Annotated in this window: 17 protein-coding genes; 7 read left to right on the top strand and 10 right to left on the bottom strand. The window is 67.0% G+C overall.

The window, feature by feature from the left end; all coding sequences use genetic code 11:
• Positions 1-27: 27 nt before the first annotated feature.
• A complete protein-coding gene (locus OXQ33_RS03220; RefSeq protein ID WP_267433241.1) occupies positions 28-1,311 on the top strand; it encodes a methyl-accepting chemotaxis protein in 1,284 nt (427 codons plus the stop codon).
• A 3-nt stretch (positions 1,312-1,314) separates the two neighbouring features.
• Here the strand turns inward: OXQ33_RS03220 and OXQ33_RS03215 are convergent, their stop codons facing one another.
• Entirely contained in the window at positions 1,315-1,749 is a 435-nt protein-coding gene (locus OXQ33_RS03215; RefSeq protein ID WP_267433240.1) for a DUF488 domain-containing protein, read from the bottom strand.
• Between the two features lie 74 nt (positions 1,750-1,823).
• Here OXQ33_RS03215 and trmFO point away from each other — a divergent pair, with 74 nt between their 5' ends.
• Positions 1,824-3,218 carry a methylenetetrahydrofolate--tRNA-(uracil(54)-C(5))-methyltransferase (FADH(2)-oxidizing) TrmFO gene (gene trmFO / locus OXQ33_RS03210; protein ID WP_267433239.1) on the top strand — a complete coding sequence of 465 codons (1,395 nt, stop codon included), beginning with the start codon at positions 1,824-1,826 and terminating at the stop codon, positions 3,216-3,218.
• Here the strand turns inward: trmFO and OXQ33_RS03205 are convergent.
• The 4 genes from OXQ33_RS03205 to pdhA all read right to left on the bottom strand — a co-directional run bounded on the left by OXQ33_RS03205 (position 3,127) and on the right by pdhA (position 7,142).
• Positions 3,127-3,618 carry an EF-hand domain-containing protein gene (locus OXQ33_RS03205; protein ID WP_267433238.1) on the bottom strand — a complete coding sequence of 164 codons (492 nt, stop codon included), beginning with the start codon at positions 3,616-3,618 and terminating at the stop codon, positions 3,127-3,129. The genes trmFO and OXQ33_RS03205 overlap by 92 nt on opposite strands.
• A gap of 268 nt (positions 3,619-3,886) precedes the next feature.
• A complete protein-coding gene (locus OXQ33_RS03200; RefSeq protein ID WP_267433237.1) occupies positions 3,887-4,579 on the bottom strand; it encodes a squalene/phytoene synthase family protein in 693 nt (230 codons plus the stop codon).
• A gap of 87 nt (positions 4,580-4,666) precedes the next feature.
• A complete protein-coding gene (locus OXQ33_RS03195) occupies positions 4,667-6,097 on the bottom strand; it encodes a pyruvate dehydrogenase complex E1 component subunit beta (protein ID WP_267433236.1) in 1,431 nt (476 codons plus the stop codon).
• Between the two features lies 1 nt (position 6,098).
• Complete coding sequence (gene pdhA, locus OXQ33_RS03190) at positions 6,099-7,142, bottom strand: pyruvate dehydrogenase (acetyl-transferring) E1 component subunit alpha (RefSeq protein ID WP_056432896.1); 1,044 nt, start codon at positions 7,140-7,142, stop codon at positions 6,099-6,101.
• 171 nt (positions 7,143-7,313) lie between these two features.
• On the opposite strand from pdhA, the gene OXQ33_RS03185 reads away from it, so the two are divergent.
• Genes OXQ33_RS03185 through OXQ33_RS03175 form a run of 3 tightly spaced genes read left to right on the top strand, consistent with a single transcriptional unit; the run spans position 7,314 to position 10,860 of the window.
• Positions 7,314-8,666 (top strand): MFS transporter, encoded by a 1,353-nt coding sequence (locus tag OXQ33_RS03185; RefSeq protein ID WP_267433235.1) that lies wholly within the window; start codon positions 7,314-7,316, stop codon positions 8,664-8,666.
• Entirely contained in the window at positions 8,663-9,583 is a 921-nt protein-coding gene (cysK, locus tag OXQ33_RS03180; protein ID WP_267433234.1) for a cysteine synthase A, read from the top strand. Before OXQ33_RS03185 ends, cysK begins: the two co-directional genes overlap by 4 nt.
• Entirely contained in the window at positions 9,580-10,860 is a 1,281-nt protein-coding gene (locus OXQ33_RS03175) for a cell wall hydrolase (RefSeq protein ID WP_267433233.1), read from the top strand. Before cysK ends, OXQ33_RS03175 begins: the two co-directional genes overlap by 4 nt.
• 9 nt (positions 10,861-10,869) lie before the next feature.
• On the opposite strand, the gene OXQ33_RS03170 is transcribed toward OXQ33_RS03175, so the two are convergent.
• The 4 genes from OXQ33_RS03170 to OXQ33_RS03155 all read right to left on the bottom strand — a co-directional run bounded on the left by OXQ33_RS03170 (position 10,870) and on the right by OXQ33_RS03155 (position 12,502).
• Positions 10,870-11,280 carry a MerR family DNA-binding transcriptional regulator gene (locus tag OXQ33_RS03170; protein ID WP_267433232.1) on the bottom strand — a complete coding sequence of 137 codons (411 nt, stop codon included), beginning with the start codon at positions 11,278-11,280 and terminating at the stop codon, positions 10,870-10,872.
• Between the two features lie 46 nt (positions 11,281-11,326).
• On the bottom strand, positions 11,327-11,827 hold the full coding sequence (locus OXQ33_RS03165; protein WP_267433231.1) for a hypothetical protein: 501 nt from the start codon (positions 11,825-11,827) through the stop codon (positions 11,327-11,329).
• Entirely contained in the window at positions 11,824-12,186 is a 363-nt protein-coding gene (gene hisI, locus OXQ33_RS03160) for a phosphoribosyl-AMP cyclohydrolase (protein WP_267433230.1), read from the bottom strand. Before hisI ends, OXQ33_RS03165 begins: the two co-directional genes overlap by 4 nt.
• 64 nt (positions 12,187-12,250) lie before the next feature.
• Positions 12,251-12,502 (bottom strand): Rho termination factor, encoded by a 252-nt coding sequence (locus OXQ33_RS03155; protein ID WP_267433229.1) that lies wholly within the window; start codon positions 12,500-12,502, stop codon positions 12,251-12,253.
• A gap of 145 nt (positions 12,503-12,647) precedes the next feature.
• Between OXQ33_RS03155 and purF the strand changes: the two genes are divergently transcribed.
• Together purF and OXQ33_RS03145 are read left to right on the top strand one after the other, a co-directional pair.
• Positions 12,648-14,099, top strand: a complete 1,452-nt coding sequence (gene purF, locus OXQ33_RS03150) for an amidophosphoribosyltransferase (protein ID WP_267433228.1) — start codon at positions 12,648-12,650, stop codon at positions 14,097-14,099.
• Positions 14,099-14,809, top strand: a complete 711-nt coding sequence (locus OXQ33_RS03145) for an SDR family NAD(P)-dependent oxidoreductase (protein ID WP_267433227.1) — start codon at positions 14,099-14,101, stop codon at positions 14,807-14,809. The genes purF and OXQ33_RS03145 overlap by 1 nt, the downstream gene beginning before the upstream one ends.
• 117 nt (positions 14,810-14,926) lie before the next feature.
• Here OXQ33_RS03145 and OXQ33_RS03140 read toward each other — a convergent pair whose 3' ends face one another.
• On the bottom strand, positions 14,927-15,901 hold the full coding sequence (locus tag OXQ33_RS03140; protein ID WP_267433226.1) for an AAA family ATPase: 975 nt from the start codon (positions 15,899-15,901) through the stop codon (positions 14,927-14,929).
• Positions 15,902-15,904 lie beyond the last annotated feature (3 nt).

Below are 15,904 nucleotides of genomic sequence, written 5' to 3'. Positions count from 1 at the left end.
TACCCGTTAAGCCTAGGAAAGGCGGCGATGAAGCCGCCTGTCTTCTCCGCCTGGCCGAAAGCCGCCGATGCCCCGGTGATCGGTGTCGATGCCTCGCTGACCGATGCGATCGGCCTGTTTCGACAATATCCCGATATGCGCCTGCTCCCCGTCCTCGACGGCGAACAGCGCCCGGTCGGCGCGATTCGAGAACGCGATCTGCGGGGCCTGTTGTTCAACCCCTTCGGCCATGCGCTGCTAAAGAACCCGGACTTCGGCGCGACACTGGACGCCTATATCCGGGCTCACCCCATGTGCGAGGTGGATGCGCCGCTCGCCGACAAGCTGAACCTCCATGCCGATTGGGGCGCGCCCGACATGCTGATCCTGACGCGCAAGGGCATTTTCGCCGGGACGCTCGACGCTGCGACGCTCGCCCGGCAGAGCGCCGATGTTCAGATCGCGCTGGCCAAGGAGCGGATGGCGCGGGCCCGCCGGATCGACGAAGCCGCGCGGATCTTCATGGCCGATATCGGCATCTTTGCCGACAAGCTGCTCGACGCCACCCGCGATATGGGACGGATGGCGGACAGCCTCGTCCGCTATGCGGTCGAAACCCATCAAGGCGCGGACCGCATGACCCAGGCGGTCGGCGAGGCGGGCAGCGCGCTCGGCGACATAGCGAAGCAGGGACACGGCCTGGCCGATGCCTTCGCCGCCATTACCCGCGACATGGATCAGGCGCGGGGCATTCGGGAGGAGGTCCGCGACCGCATCCTGAGCACGGGCCGTCATGCCCAGGCTCTGGCGAACAACGCCACCACGATCGACACGCTGCTCGCCCTGATCGACGGGGTCGCGACCCGCACTAACCTGCTCGCGCTGAACGCTTCGATCGAAGCGGCTCGGGCGGGCGAAACCGGGCGGGGCTTCGCCGTCGTCGCGCATGAGGTCAAGACGCTCGCCCGGCAGACCCGCGAAGCGGCGCAGGACGCGACCCGCAATGTCGCCTTGGTCAAGGCTGACCTCCACGCGCTGGTCGCCGAGCAGGGTCATCTGGATAGCGCGGTCGACGCGATCGGCGACATTTCCCTTTCGATCGACACCGCCGTGGCGGCCCAGGGTCTGGCGACCGGGGCCATTGCCGCCAATGTCGACCAGTCCGCCGGAGCCGCCCGGGCGATCGGGCAGCAGGTCCGTCAGATCCAGCAGGAAGCGACGCGGATCGACAAGGACGCGGGGTCGCTGCTCACCCTATCCCGGACGCTGGACCGGACGGTCGCCGAACTGCGCGACCGTACCGCCGCCTTCGTCGAAACCGTCGCCGCCTGATCCTCAGACGTAGAGGTCGACCACCTCGACGCCCTCACCCACCGCCTCCAGCAACAGCGTCCGGTGGCAATGACACGGATCGCGCTCGAAACAGAGCAAGGCGCTCGGCCTGTCACGGGACAGGTCCAGCATCCGCGCGGCGGCGACCTGTGCCTCGGGCAGCGCGAGCTGGTCGTCATACACCTCGCGCAGGGTACCCACATCACCCTTTTTGGCGGCATCGCGACCGCGCTTGGGCGTGCCCAGATCCTTCAGATGGACATAGTCGATCCCGACCTCCTTCAAGGCCGCCGCCAGGGGCGATTTGGAGAAGCCGGGGCGCCGGGACAGCGGCAGGGCGCGGACGTCGATCAGCCGCTCGACGCCCGCCTGCTTCAGCGTCGCGAGAAAGCCGTCGACGGTCGCGCCTTCATATCCGATGGTGAAGATGGTGGTCATGACGACCAAGTGGGGAGCCGCATGGATGGCGCCAAGTCCTTCCACCCGGTGCCTTCCGGGTCTAAGGCCGTCCGATGACCTATGACATTCATGTGATCGGCGGCGGTCTGGCCGGATCGGAAGCCGCATGGCAGTTGGCCGAGGCGGGGCTGAAGGTGCGCCTGTCGGAAATGCGCGGCGGGGCGGACACCACGCCTGCCCATCATGGCGGCGACCTGGCGGAGCTGGTCTGCTCCAACTCCTTCCGCTCGGACGATGCGACCTCCAACGCCGTCGGGCTGCTGCATCAGGAGATGCGCGCGCTCGGCTCGATCATCATGGCCAAGGGCGATGTCCATGCGGTGCCTGCGGGCTCGGCGCTGGCGGTCGACCGGGACGGCTTTTCGGGCGGGGTGACGGCGGCGCTCGCGGCGCATCCCAACATCACCATCGTGCGCGAGCGGATCGATATGTTGCCGGACGGGCCCGCGATCATCGCCACCGGCCCCCTCACCGCCCCCGGCCTGGCGAGCGGCATCGGCGAAGCGACGGGCGCGGAGGCGCTGGCCTTCTTCGACGCGATCGCCCCGATCGTCCACCGCGACTCCATCGACATGGACGTAGCCTGGTTCCAGAGCCGCTGGAACAAGGGCACGGGTAAGGATTACATCAACTGCCCGATGGACAAGGACCAGTATCTGGCCTTCCACCAGGCGCTGCTCGACGGCGAGAAGACCGAGTTCCGCGAGTGGGAGAAGAACACCCCCTATTTCGACGGCTGCATGCCGGTCGAGGTGATGGCCGAGCGCGGGGTCGAAACGCTGCGCTTCGGACCGATGAAGGGCGTCGGCCTCGACGATCCGCGCACCGGGCGCTGGCCCTATGCGGTCGTCCAGTTGCGACAGGACAATGCGGCGGGCACCCTGTGGAACATCGTCGGGTTCCAGACCAAGCTGAAATATGCCGAGCAGATCCGGATCTTCCGCACCATTCCGGGTCTGGAGAAGGCCGAGTTCGCGCGGCTGGGCGGGTTGCATCGCAACACCTTCATTCGCTCGCCGGAATTGCTCGACACGACGCTGCGGCTGAAGTCGCGGCCGAACCTGCGCTTCGCAGGCCAGATCACCGGGTGTGAGGGTTATATCGAGAGTGCCGCCATCGGTCTGCTCGCCGGACGCTTCGCCGCGGCCGAGCTGACCGGTCGCACCATCGCCCCGCCCCCGGTCGAAACCGCGCTGGGCGCGCTGCTCGGACATATCACCGGGCTGGCCGAGGCCGAGACCTATCAGCCGATGAACGTCAATTTCGGCCTGTTCCCGCCCATTCCCGGCCGGACCAAGAAGGCCGACCGCAAGAAGATGTACACCGACCGGGCGCGCGAGGCGCTGCCCGGCTGGCTCAATTCTCTTCCGCCGGGGCCGCCTCCGGTCCCTCAGCCTGTGCCCTTTGCGCCGGCGGACAGTTCGCCCGCGCAGCCGGTCGACGCTTGACGGCGGTGGTGGCGAACTCGGCCGCGTTCATCGCCCCCGACTTATCGCGGTCGGCGGTGGCGAATTTGGTCGTGGCCTTGATCGCCCATTCGTCGAAGCTGAGCTTGCCGTCACCGTCACGGTCCAGCTTGGCGTAGGCCTTGCGGCGGGAGGCGAGATATTCCTCGCGGGTGATCGTGCCATCCCGGTCCTTGTCGTAGCGGTCGAAACGCTTCTGCTCGCGGGTCTTGGCGGACGCTTCGGGAAGGGGAGCATCGTCCTCGGCGGTCTGGGCCGAAAGACCGGAGGCGGCGCTCGCAGCGGGAAGCGGCGAAGGCGAGTCGGGGCGGCTCCCCCATAGGAATAGTCCTGCCCCCACCAGCACAAGCGTACCCAGACTACCGGCCAGATAGCGCCACATCGCTCCCGTCTCCCCCATTGGACAGGCCTATGGTTAACCGGGGTTGAGGATGGACGGCAAGGCTTTACCCTTGGCCTTCGCTCGGATGAATGAGGGGAAGGTCGATGCCCGACCTTCGTTCAGGCCGAGCGTAGTCGAAGGCCACGCAAGAGCCTTTGCCTCCACGTCCAGCACGACCGGGTTCCCTTGGCCTTCGACTTCGCTCAGGCTGAACGGAATGACGGGCGCCCCCAACTCCGCTGCGCCTCGGCGAGGGTTGAGACGGTGGTCAGCGCCCCGTCAGGCCGTGCCACGCCAGTCGCGCCGCCCGCAACGGATGCCCCGGCAAGCGATCCGGGTGGCGAAGACTTTCGCGCGCCAACACCGCCAGGCCGGTCAGCCCGCGAGCACCCTTGGGCGACTGGCCAGCCAATACCGCATCCAATTCGGCGGCAGCCAGTCTGCCAGCCAACTCGGCCACCGCCTTGTCGGAGAGATGCGCCGCCAGATCGGCCTCGGCCCAGGCGATACCCATTGCGTCCATCCGCTCCGCACCCAGCAGCTTGCCCATGGCGGCAAACAACACCCCGCCACGCGCCTCCGCATGACGGGTGATCCGTTCGTCGTCCAGCGGCTCGCCGTCATCAAGCAGCGCCTCCCACCCCTCGATCATCGGGGCAAGGTCCGCGCCCTTCACCCCGGCGGGCAAAACCGATGTCGCCACGCGCTGCAACACGGGATGTGCCGGCGCTGGCTCCCGGTCGAGCTTCACCAGCGCCTCATACCACCAGGTCAGCCGCATCTGGCCGATCATCGGCTCGGTCGTGCTTTGCAGGATGGAGGCGAGTTGATGATCCAGGTCGAGCAATGCCGCGAACCCCTCGCGCGCCGATGCGGGGGCGTAGCCGACCGCCAGTGCCTGTTCGCGCATGACCGCCTCGATGGCGGGATGGGGCATGTCGGAGCGGGGCGCGTCGGTCATCCCCTGCCCTTCGCACGGATGACGCGCATGAAAAAGGGCCTCCCGGTTTCCCGGAAGGCCCTCTTCAAACACAGATCAACCGATCGCTCAGCCGCGATAAGTGACCTTCTTGACCGCCGCGACGACCTTGTTCGCGTCGACCAGCGCCAGCTTTTCGAGGTTCGCGGCATAAGGCAGCGGCACGTCCTCGTTGGTCACGCGCAGCACCGGCGCGTCGAGGTCGTCGAAGCCCTCTTCCATCACCACGGCGGTGATTTCCGACGCGATCGAGCAGGTCGGCCAGCCTTCCTCGACCACGACCAGACGGTTGGTCTTGGCGAGCGACTTCAGCACCGTCTTGGTGTCGAGCGGACGCAGGGTGCGCAGGTCGATGACTTCCGCGTCGATGCCCTCGGCGGCCAGCTTCTCGGCGGCTTCGAGCGCGACGCCCACGCCGATCGAGTAGGACACCAGGGTCACGTCCTTGCCCTCGCGCATGATCCGCGCCTTGCCGATCGGCAGGACGAAATCGTCGAGCTTGGGCACGTCGAACGAACGACCGTACATCAGCTCGTTCTCGAGGAACACGACCGGGTCTTCCGAACGGATCGCCGCCTTCAGCAGACCCTTCGCATCGGCCGCATCATAGGGCGCGATCACGATCAGGCCGGGGACCGAGGCATACCAAGGACCATAGTTCTGCGAGTGCTGCGCACCGACGCGGCTGGCGGCGCCGTTGGGACCACGGAACACGATCGGGCAGCGCATCTGGCCGCCGGACATATAGTTGGTCTTGGCGGCCGAGTTGATGATGTGGTCGATCGCCTGCATGGCGAAGTTGAACGTCATGAACTCGATGATCGGCTTCAGGCCGCCCATGGCGGCACCGGTGCCGACACCGGCAAAGCCATATTCGGTGATCGGCGTGTCGATCACGCGACGGTCGCCGAACTCGTCCAGCAGGCCCTGCGTGACCTTGTACGCGCCCTGATACTGGGCGACTTCCTCGCCCATCACGAAGACGCGGTCGTCGGCGCGCATTTCCTCGGCCATCGCGTCGCGCAGCGCTTCGCGGACGGTGAGCTTCACCATCTCGGTGCCTTCCGGGATTTCCGGCGAGGCGGGCGCTTCCTGCTCGGCGGCGGTGACCAGCTTTTGCGTGCCGCTCTCCTGCTCGGCGGCAGCCGCGCCTTCCGGCATCGGCGGCGAAGCCTGGTCGGTCGCCTCGTTCTTCGGCGCGGCATTGGCGGCATCGCCCGAACGCGAACCTGACGCGGCGGCGGACGCAACGTCCTCGCCCTCTTCGGCCAGGACGGCGATGGCGGTGCCGACCTTCACATTGTCGGTGCCCTCGGCGATCAGGATCTTGGCGATCACGCCTTCATCGACGGCTTCGAATTCCATCGTCGCCTTGTCGGTCTCGATCTCGGCCATGATGTCGCCGGACTTGACCGTATCGCCTTCCTTCACCAGCCACTTGGCGAGCGTGCCCTCTTCCATCGTCGGGGACAGGGCCGGCATCTTGATCTCGATCGCCATCTTAGTAACGCTCCACCAGCACTTCAGTGTAGAGTTCAGCCACATCGGGCTCGGGGGTCTGCTCGGCGAAGTCCGCCGCTTCGTTGACCTGCTTGCGGATGTCCTGCTCCAGGACCTTCAGATCGGCCTCGGTGACGCCCTGCTCTTCGAGCAGACGCTTCACGTGATCGATCGGATCGGACTTGTCGCGCACGCCCTGCACTTCCTCGCGGCTGCGATACTTGGCGGGGTCGGACATGGAGTGACCGCGATAGCGATAGGTCTTCATCTCCAGGATGACCGGGCCCTTGCCCGCGCGGACCCAGGCCAGCGCCTCTTCGGCGGCACCACGGCACGCCAGCACGTCCATGCCGTCGACCTGGATGCCAGGGATGCGGAAGCTCTCGCCACGGCGATACAGCTGGTCCTCGGACGAGGCGCGGTTGACCGCGGTGCCCATGGCGTACTGGTTGTTCTCGATCACGAAAATGATCGGGAGCTTCCACAGCTCGGCCATGTTGAAGCTCTCGTACACCTGGCCCTGATTGGCCGCGCCGTCGCCGAAATAGGCGAGGCAGACGCCGCCGTCATTGCTGTACTTGTGCCCGAACGCCAAGCCGGTGCCCAGCGACACCTGCGCGCCCACGATGCCGTGGCCGCCGTAGAATTTATGCTCGGTCGAGAACATGTGCATCGACCCGCCCTTGCCCTTGGAGATGCCGGCGGCACGCCCCGTAAGCTCGGCCATGATGACCTTGGGATCGATGCCATAGGCGAGCATGTGGCCATGGTCGCGATATCCGGTGATCACCGAATCCTTGTCGCCGTCGAGCGCCGACTGAAGGCCCACCGCCACCGCCTCCTGGCCGATATAGAGGTGGCAGAAACCGCCGATCAGGCCGAGGCCGTAAAGCTGGCCCGCCTTTTCCTCGAAGCGGCGGATCAGGAGCATCTGCTTGTAGAAGTCCAGCAACTGTTCCTTGGTAGCCTGGAACGGTTGCGGTTCGGCGGGACGCTCCCGATTGGGGATGGGGGGCTCGCTGGTACGGCTTGGAGCTTTTGCCACAGTCGGGAACACCTTTGTTTCCGTTAGGGAAGGATGGACGCCTATTGGCGTGCTTTGTCATGAAACTCAATTCCCCCTATTAATTCCCACTAGGACAGGCGGAATTTAGGGGCGAATAGCTTTGCCTCGGTTGCCTTGTCGGCATGCCGCAGCCTACAACGCCCGTCGATTATGGATAGACCCAAACACCCGTTCCGCATCGCCAATTTCCGCAGCTACTGGCTGTCGCGGTTCAGCGGGACCATCGCGGTATCGGCCATGTCGATCGTCATCGGATGGCAGGTTTACAATCTGGCCCGTGAGACGATGGACGTGAAGCAGGCCGCTTTCATGCTGGGCATGATCGGTTTCGCGCAGTTCGTGCCGCTGTTTCTGCTGACCCCGATCACCGGACTGGTCGCCGACAGCGTCGATCGGCGATGGATCGTGCGGGCGACCACCGCCCTGCTGGTCCTGACCGCCGCCACGCTCTGGCTGCTGACCTGGTCGGGGCATCTGACGCTCGGGGCCTTGTTCACCGCCGCCATCGCGTTCGGCATCGCGCGGGCCTTTTCGGGGCCCGCTTATTCCTCGCTCGCCCCCAATCTGGTCCCGCGTGAGAGCCTGCCCACCGCGATCGCGGTCAGTTCCATCGCATGGCAGGTCGGCACGATCGCGGGGCCCAGCGTCGGCGGGCTGCTCTACGCGGTCCATCCCGAGTTCGCTTACGGCGTCGCGACGCTGCTGTTCGCCGTCGCGCTGCTGTGTATCTTCCTGATCGGCCCGGTGCCGCAGCCGCCCGCCCAGACCGACCGTCGTCCCCTCACCCGAATCGTCGAGGGATTCAGCTATGTCCGCCGCAACCGGCTGGTGCAGGCGGCGATCACACTGGACCTGTTCGCGGTGCTGCTGGCGGGCGCCACCTCGCTGCTGCCGGTCTATGCGCGCGACATATTGCATGTCGGGTCGCAGGGACTGGGCGTGCTGGCGGCGGGCATGGGGATCGGCGCGGCGACCACCGCCATCTGGTTCTCGTTCAAGCCGATGACGTCGAATGTCGGCGTGAAGATGCTGATCGCGGTCGTCGTGTTCGGCCTGTCGATCCTGACCTTCGGCATCGCCAGCCACATTACCGATGCGCTGGGGCTGACCAACGGAGCCGTCGCGCTGGGCGGGGTCAATATCTTCGTCCACCCGGCCTTCATCCTCAGCCTGGTCGCGCTGATTTGCGCGGGCGGGGCCGACATGGTCTCGGTCTATGTCCGCCAGTCGCTTATCCAGCTTCACACCCCCGACGCGATGCGCGGGCGGGTGAGCGCAGTATCCCAATTGACCATCTCCGCCTCCAACGAACTGGGCGAGTTCGAGAGCGGGGTGATGGCCTCGATCCTCGGGCCCGTCGGCGCGGTGGTGTTCGGCGGGGTCGGCGCGATCGGCGTCACCTTGCTCTGGTCGCGGCTGTTTCCGGAACTCCGGCGCGCGCGAACCTTTGATCCGCCAGAAATCCTCGAAACCGAACCTAGCCACGGAGAAGCCAAGCCATGAAGGCCAACACCATCCTGGAGACGATCGGCAACACGCCGCATGTGAAGATCCAGCGGCTGTTCCCCGGATCGGAGGTCTGGATCAAGTCCGAACGCTCCAACCCCGGCGGGTCGATCAAGGACCGAATCGCGCTCGCGATGATCGAGGCGGCGGAGGCCAGCGGCGACCTGAAGCCCGGCGGCACCATCGTCGAGCCGACCAGCGGCAATACCGGCGTCGGCCTGGCGATGGTCGCGGCGGTCAAGGGCTATAAGCTGATCCTGGTCATGCCCGAATCCATGTCGATCGAGCGGCGGCGCCTGATGCTGGCCTATGGCGCGACCTTCGACCTGACGCCGCGTGAGAAAGGCATGAAGGGCGCGATCGAGCGCGCGCTGGAGATCGTGCGCGAGACGCCCGGCGCCTGGATGCCGCAGCAGTTCGAGAACCCGGCCAATATCGACGTGCATGTCCGCACGACGGCCCAGGAAATCCTGAACGACTTCCGCGATTCGCCGATCGACGTGATCATCACCGGCGTCGGCACCGGCGGCCATATCACCGGCGTCGCCGAGACGCTGAAGAAGGAATGGCCGCATCTGAAGGTCTATGCGGTCGAACCCGCCGCCTCGCCGGTCATCCAGGGCGGCCAGCCGGGACCGCACCCGATCCAGGGCATCGGTGCGGGCTTCATCCCCGCCAATCTCCACACCCAGGCGATCGACGGCGTGATCGAGGTCGACGCCAATGTCGCCAAGGACATGGCGCGTCGGTCGGCGCGTGAGGAAGGGCTGCTCGTCGGCATTTCCTCGGGCGCGACGCTGGCGGCGATCCTTCAGAAGCTGCCCGACCTGCCGGACGGTACCCGCGTCCTGGGCTTCAACTATGACACGGGCGAGCGCTATCTGTCGGTGCCGGACTTCCTGCCCGAACAGTGAGCAATTCCGATCGGCCGCGCGGCGGCATCCGCGCGGCGCTCTTCGCCATCGCCGGTACGGCCAGCGTCGTACCGGCTTTGCTCGTGGCGAACGCCCCCGCCATCCCCCATGGCTCGCACGCGTCGCCCCAGCGGTCGGCGCGCCCGCCGCGCGTGGTCCCGCCCGCCGAACTGCCCCCGGTCGAGCCGGTCGCCTTCATCGACATGAGCCCGGACGAGGCGCGGGCGTATAACGAGGGCGTCCCCTTCTCGACCGATCCCAATCCAGCGGCCCGCCCCTTCGTCTTTCGCGGCGCGCCGGAGGACAAGGCGCGTGCGCTCGACTGTCTGGCCGCGGGCGTGCTCTACGAAGCGGGCGACGATGCCAAGGGCGAGCAGGCGGTGGCGCAGGTCGTGCTCAACCGCCTCCGCCATCCGGCTTTCCCGAAGACGGTGTGCGGCGTGGTGTTCGAGGGGCAGGAACGCTCGACCGGTTGCCAGTTCACCTTCAGTTGCGACGGCGCGCTGACCAAATGGCAGCCGCCCGAGGCCGCCTGGGCCCGCGCGCGCGAGGTCGCCGCCATGGCGCTGAACGGCAAGGTCTTCCGTCCCGTCGGCCATGCCACCCATTATCATACCGACTGGGTCGTTCCCTATTGGCAGGCCAGCCTCGACAAGGTGGCGCGGGTCGGCAGCCATTTGTTCTTCCGCTGGTCCGGCTGGTGGGGCACGCCGCCCGCCTTCAACCGGCACCAGGTGGCGGGCGAGCCGGTCATCGCCCAACTCGCGCCTTTCTCGCCCCCGCATCGCGCCGGGGCCGAGGCGAGCGGCGAGGCGGGCGCGGCGCTGGCCGAGGGCGCCGTCGCCACGGGCACGGCGGCTCCGCTCGCAAGCGATCCGGACATGTTCCTCGTGACGCTACCCGCTGGCCTCGCGCCCGAGGGGTTTGCGGCGTTCGCCCTGAAACTGTGTGGGGAGCGAAAGCATTGCACCGTCATGGCCTGGCGCGAAGGCGTCGCGCCGCCATCCTCCGTACCGCTGACATCGGGGCAGATGGACGCGATGGCGTTCAGCTATCTGCGCGACACCGCCGCCGGGCTGGAGCGGACGCTTTGGAACTGCACGCTCTATCCGGCGCTGCGCGGTCCGCGGTGCATGAAGCGCCAGGTGATGACGGTCATGCCCCCCGCCCCCGTGCCAAGCCCGACGCCGCAGGCCAGCGCGACACCGACCGCATCGGGCGAATTGGGCGGGGTCCGCCGCGCCAGCACCGCGACCGCCGACCCGAAAAAGCCCTGATCCGCCGCTTCAATCCCGATGCGACTGAACCAGTGCCACGAATTCGGTCAGCTCGGCGATGGCGGCATCGATGTCGCGCTTCTGCGCCTGTAGCGCGTCGATCTTGGCAGTGCAGCGGGCGACGGTCACCTCCCGCTGCTGTCGCCGACCGTCGCCCAGATCGTAGAGGTCGATCATCTCGCGAATATCGGCCAAGCTGAACCCCACCCGCTTGCCGCGCAGGATCCAGGCCAGCCGGGCGCGATCCCGTTGCGAATAGATGCGCTGCGTCCCCCGCCGCTCGGGAGAGATCAGCCCCTCATCCTCATAGAAGCGCAATGCGCGGGCGGTGACCCCGAACTCGGTGCAGAGCTGGGTAATGGAATAATCGTCGCGGTCGCTCCGGGAGGGGGTGGCGGCAGGAGCGGCGGGCTTGGACATGGCCGCGAAGGCTAAATGCCGTTTACGTGAACGTCAATCGACCTGCTCACGCGCCGCAGAGAGCGGTCCCCTCGGCGTTGCGCAGGGTACGCGCCTCGGCGGTCGAGGCGCTGATCCGTTCGACGATCAAGGCGGACAGGCTGGCGCGACCGGTACACAGCGTGTTGCACTCGGTCGGCAGGCGGGCGGGAAATTGAATGCTCTCGCCATCGAAATGCGCGGTGAAGCGGCAGGCCCCCAGCGCCACGTCCAAATCCGGTCCGTTCCGTTTCAATGTGCCGCGCGCCGTGCACCCCTGCCCCTCGCCATAGTCCAGGATTACGCCGATTCGCCGCGCCCCGCCCGATTGAGGGACGATGCACATGCGGTCCGTATCGCGCGACCAGATGCCGTCGAGCGGCGCGGCGGCGGGATCGGCGACCAGACCGGCAGCGATGCTCGCCCGCTCCAGCCGCTCACCAGCGGCATTCCCGTCCGCTTCGCCGTCCGAGGAACCGCAAGCTGCCGTCAGCCCGGCCAGCAACAGGATCGCCCAGCGCCGGGTCACGGGACCGGAGCCAATCCGTCACCCTCGATCCGCCGGTAGAAGCAACTGCGTCGCCCCGTGTGACAGGCGGGGCCCGCAGGTTCACAGATCAGCCAGATCGCATCCTGGTCGCAGTCGATGCGCATCTCCACAACGCGAAGGACATTGTTGGAGCTTTCGCCCTTCTTCCACAGCCGCCCCCGGCTGCGCGACCAAAAGTGCGCCTCGCCGCTATTCCGGGTCGCCTCGAGCGCTTCGTGGTTCATATGCGCGACCATCAACAACTCGCCGCTCGCCCGGTCGGTGGCGATCGCGGTCAGCAATCCGTTCGCGTCGAATTTGGGATCGAGCGTCAGCCCGGTGTCACGATGGTCGGCCATGGGGTGGCGTTAAAGCGGAATGGCGGGGAAGTCATCCGTTGCGAAGGTTGCCCGCTCCGCCACCTTACCCGTGGTCGCGAATCGCCTTGATCAGCGCGGCCTTGTCCATCTTGGACCGCCCGGCGATCCCGATCTCGCGCGCTTCCTTCATCAGTTCGTCCTTGGTCCGATCCTCCAGATGGGTGGAGCGATGCTCCAAGCTGCCCTTCGCCTTGGCATTGGCGATGCGCGCGGCCTTCTCCTTGGACTGCCCCTGCTTGCGGAGTTCCTCGTACAGCCCGTCATCCTTGATCTGGGCTCCGTGATCGCGTGCCATATGGCATCTCCTGATTTCGGACCCCGAAACGCTGCTTTTGGCAAAATGATCCCGGCAACCATGACAAACAGGCGACAAACGCGGACGACATTCCTATATGCGCCCCGTCTGCCCCTTAGTTGCGAACGTTGCGAGCGCCTCTCCCATGCTGACCACCAACCCCTTCGACGACGACAAACTCCGCGAGGAATGCGGCATCTTCGGCGTGTCCGGCGCCGACGGCGCGGCGGCGCTGACCGCGCTCGGCCTGCATGCGCTCCAGCATCGCGGGCAGGAAGCGGCGGGGATCACCAGCTTCGACGGGACGCTGTTCCATACCCACCGTGCCATGGGCCATGTGGCGGGCAATTTCGACCGCGACGACGTGATTCGCGGTCTGCCCGGCGATGTCGCCTGCGGCCATGTCCGCTATTCGACCACCGGCGAGACCGCGCTGCGCAACGTCCAGCCGCTCTATGCCGATCTGTCGACCGGCGGCTTCGCCATCGCGCATAACGGCAATATCTCCAACGCGATGAAGCTGCGTCGCGAGCTCGTCCGGCGCGGTTCGATCTTCCAGTCGACCAGCGATACGGAGACGATCATCCACCTGGTCGCCACCTCCAACTATCGCACCCTGCTCGACAGGTTCATCGACGCGCTGAAGCAGGTCGAGGGCGCCTATTCGCTGATCGTCATGACGCCCGAGGGCATGATCGCCTGCCGCGATCCGCTGGGCATCCGGCCGCTGGTCATGGGCCGCCTCGACGGTTCGGTGATCTTCGCTTCGGAGACGGTGGCGCTCGACGTGTGCGGTGCGACCTTCGAGCGCGCGGTCGAGCCGGGCGAGCTGGTCATCGTCCAGGGCACCGAAATTCGCTCGATCCACCCGTTCCAGTCGGTCGCCCCCCGCCCCTGCATCTTCGAGTGGGTCTATTTCAGCCGCCCCGATTCGATCGCGGGCGACCAGTCGGTCTATTCGGTGCGCAAGGAAATCGGCGCGCAACTGGCGCACGAAGCCCCCGTCGATGCCGATCTGGTCATCCCGGTCCCCGATTCGGGCGTCCCCGCCGCGATCGGCTATGCACAGGCCTCGGGCATTCCGTTCGAGCTGGGCATCATCCGCTCGCACTATGTCGGTCGCACCTTCATCCAGCCGGGCGACAAGGTCCGCCATCTGGGCGTCAAGCTAAAGCACAATGCCAATCGCGCGCTGATCCAGGGCAAGAAGATCGTCCTGATCGACGACTCTATCGTGCGCGGCACCACCAGCCTGAAGATCGTGCAGATGATGCGCGAGGCGGGGGCCGCCGAAGTCCATATGCGCATCGCCAGCCCGCCGACGCGGCATAGCTGCTTCTACGGCGTCGACACGCCCGAACGCGCCAAGCTGCTCGCCGCCAAGCTGGACCTGGGCGGGATGACCGACTTCATCCATGCCGACAGCCTGTCCTTCGTCTCGATCGAGGGGCTGTACAAGGCGCTGAACGCGGCGCGCGGCGACGCGCCCAGCTATTGCGACGCCTGCTTCACCGGCGACTATCCGACCACGCTGACCGACCATGACGAAACCTCGCCGGTCGATCAGTTCCAGTTGCTGGCCGAGCGGGTCGCCTGATGGCCGGTCCGCTGTCGGGCAAGCTGGCCCTTGTCACCGGGGCCAGCCGGGGGATCGGTGCGGCGACGGCCATCGCGCTCGGCGCGGCGGGCGCGCATGTCGTCCTGACCGCGCGCACCCCCAAGGGGCTGGAAGAGGTCGAGGAAACCATCTTCAACGCGGGCGGATCGGCGACGATCGCACCACTCGACTTGGCGGAGAATGACTCGATCGCCCGCCTCGCCGCCGCGATCGGCGAGCGCTGGCAGGCGCTCGACGTGATGGTCCTGAACGCCGCGATGCTGGGGTCGCTGGCCGCCGTGCCCGCCATCGATCCCAAGGAATTCGCCCGCGTCCTGACCCTGAACGTCAGTGCGCAGGCCGCGCTCATCTCCGCCTTCGATCCGATGCTCCGGCGTTCGGCGGCGGCGCGGGTGATCGGCGTCACGTCCTCGGTCGGGCGCAAGCCGCGCGCTTATTGGGGGGCTTATGGTGCCTCCAAGGCGGCGTTCGAGACGTTGCTCGGAGCCTATGGCGACGAGACCGCCGAGATCAGCAGGATCCGCACCGCGATCCTCGATCCCGGTGCGACGCGGACCGAGATGCGGGCCAAGGCCTATCCGGGTGAGGACCCCGCTTCGGTGAAGGCGCCGGAGGTGGTGGCGACGCGGATCGTGGAGTTGGCGATCGACGGGTTCGAGTCCGGGTATTTCGAGCGGGTTGGCTCGTAAGCTTGCGGCCATGGCCGGGCGTGGCCTTCGACTTCGCTCAGGCTGAACGGCTGAGGGGTACGCGTCCAATCCAAACAGCCGTTCGGGTTGAGCGTAGTCGAAGCCCAAGGGAAGCCTTCACCGCAAAGTCGCGATGATCCCCGCCATCTCGAATACCGTCCCCTGCGCATCCAGCGACAGCCCTCGCGCCGCGCCGGCCAGATCCTGCGCCGCCGCATAGGCGTCCAGCGCCACCTTCAACCCCGGCCCCGACCGCCCGCGCGCCCGGTGCGCGATGAAGGCAGGCACCCGGTCCAGAAACGCTTCGTACCGCGCCTGAGACGCCTTGCCCGCCAATGCCTTGGCCAGCTTGGCCCGTTCGGCATTGCCGGGGTCGCCCGTTTCCGCGATCCGCGCGATGGCGCTGTCCAGCCCCGCAATATTTAGCCCGGCAAAGCGCAAGGCCCGGCCCGGCGCACCGTCAGCCACCGCGACCAGCGCGGCGATCTCGTCCTCCTCCGCCTCGGGCAATTCCATCCGTAGCACGCGCGCCACATCCGCATCGGACAAGCGCTCGAAGCGCAGCAACCGACACCGCGACCGGATCGTCGGCAGCAACCGCCCCGGCGCATGGCTGACCAGCAGGAACACCGTTCCCGCAGGCGGCTCCTCCAAATTCTTCAGGAGCGCGTTCGCCCCGCCCCGCTCGAGATCGTCGATCGCGTCGATCAGCACGACCCGCGCCGGGCCCATGGCGGGCGCGGTGGCGAACATGGGTTGCAGCGTGCGGACCTGCGCGATCGTGATCGAGCGCGCCAGATCCTGATCGGGCTTTTCCGCATCCCTGGGCAACCGCGCCATGACGCGGAAATCGGGATGCGAACCCGCCGCCATCAGCCGGGCGGTCGGATGCTCCTCGGGCACGGTCAGCCCCGGCGGCAAGGCCCCCGCCCCGCTCGCCCGCGCGAGCAGCCGCGTCGCCGCCGCGCGCGCGAAGCTCGCCTTGCCGACGCCCTCAGGCCCGGCGATCAGCCAGGCATGGTGGAGCTTGGCCCCGCCCAGCGCGGCGGCAAAGGCGGCTTGGGCCGCGTCGTTGCCGACCGGCAGGGTCATGCG

Origin of the sequence: Sphingomonas sp. GM_Shp_1 (genome assembly GCF_026540895.1) — a bacterium.
Lineage (GTDB): Bacteria > Pseudomonadota > Alphaproteobacteria > Sphingomonadales > Sphingomonadaceae > Sphingomonas.
This window is presented reverse-complemented; position numbering and strand designations above follow the sequence as displayed.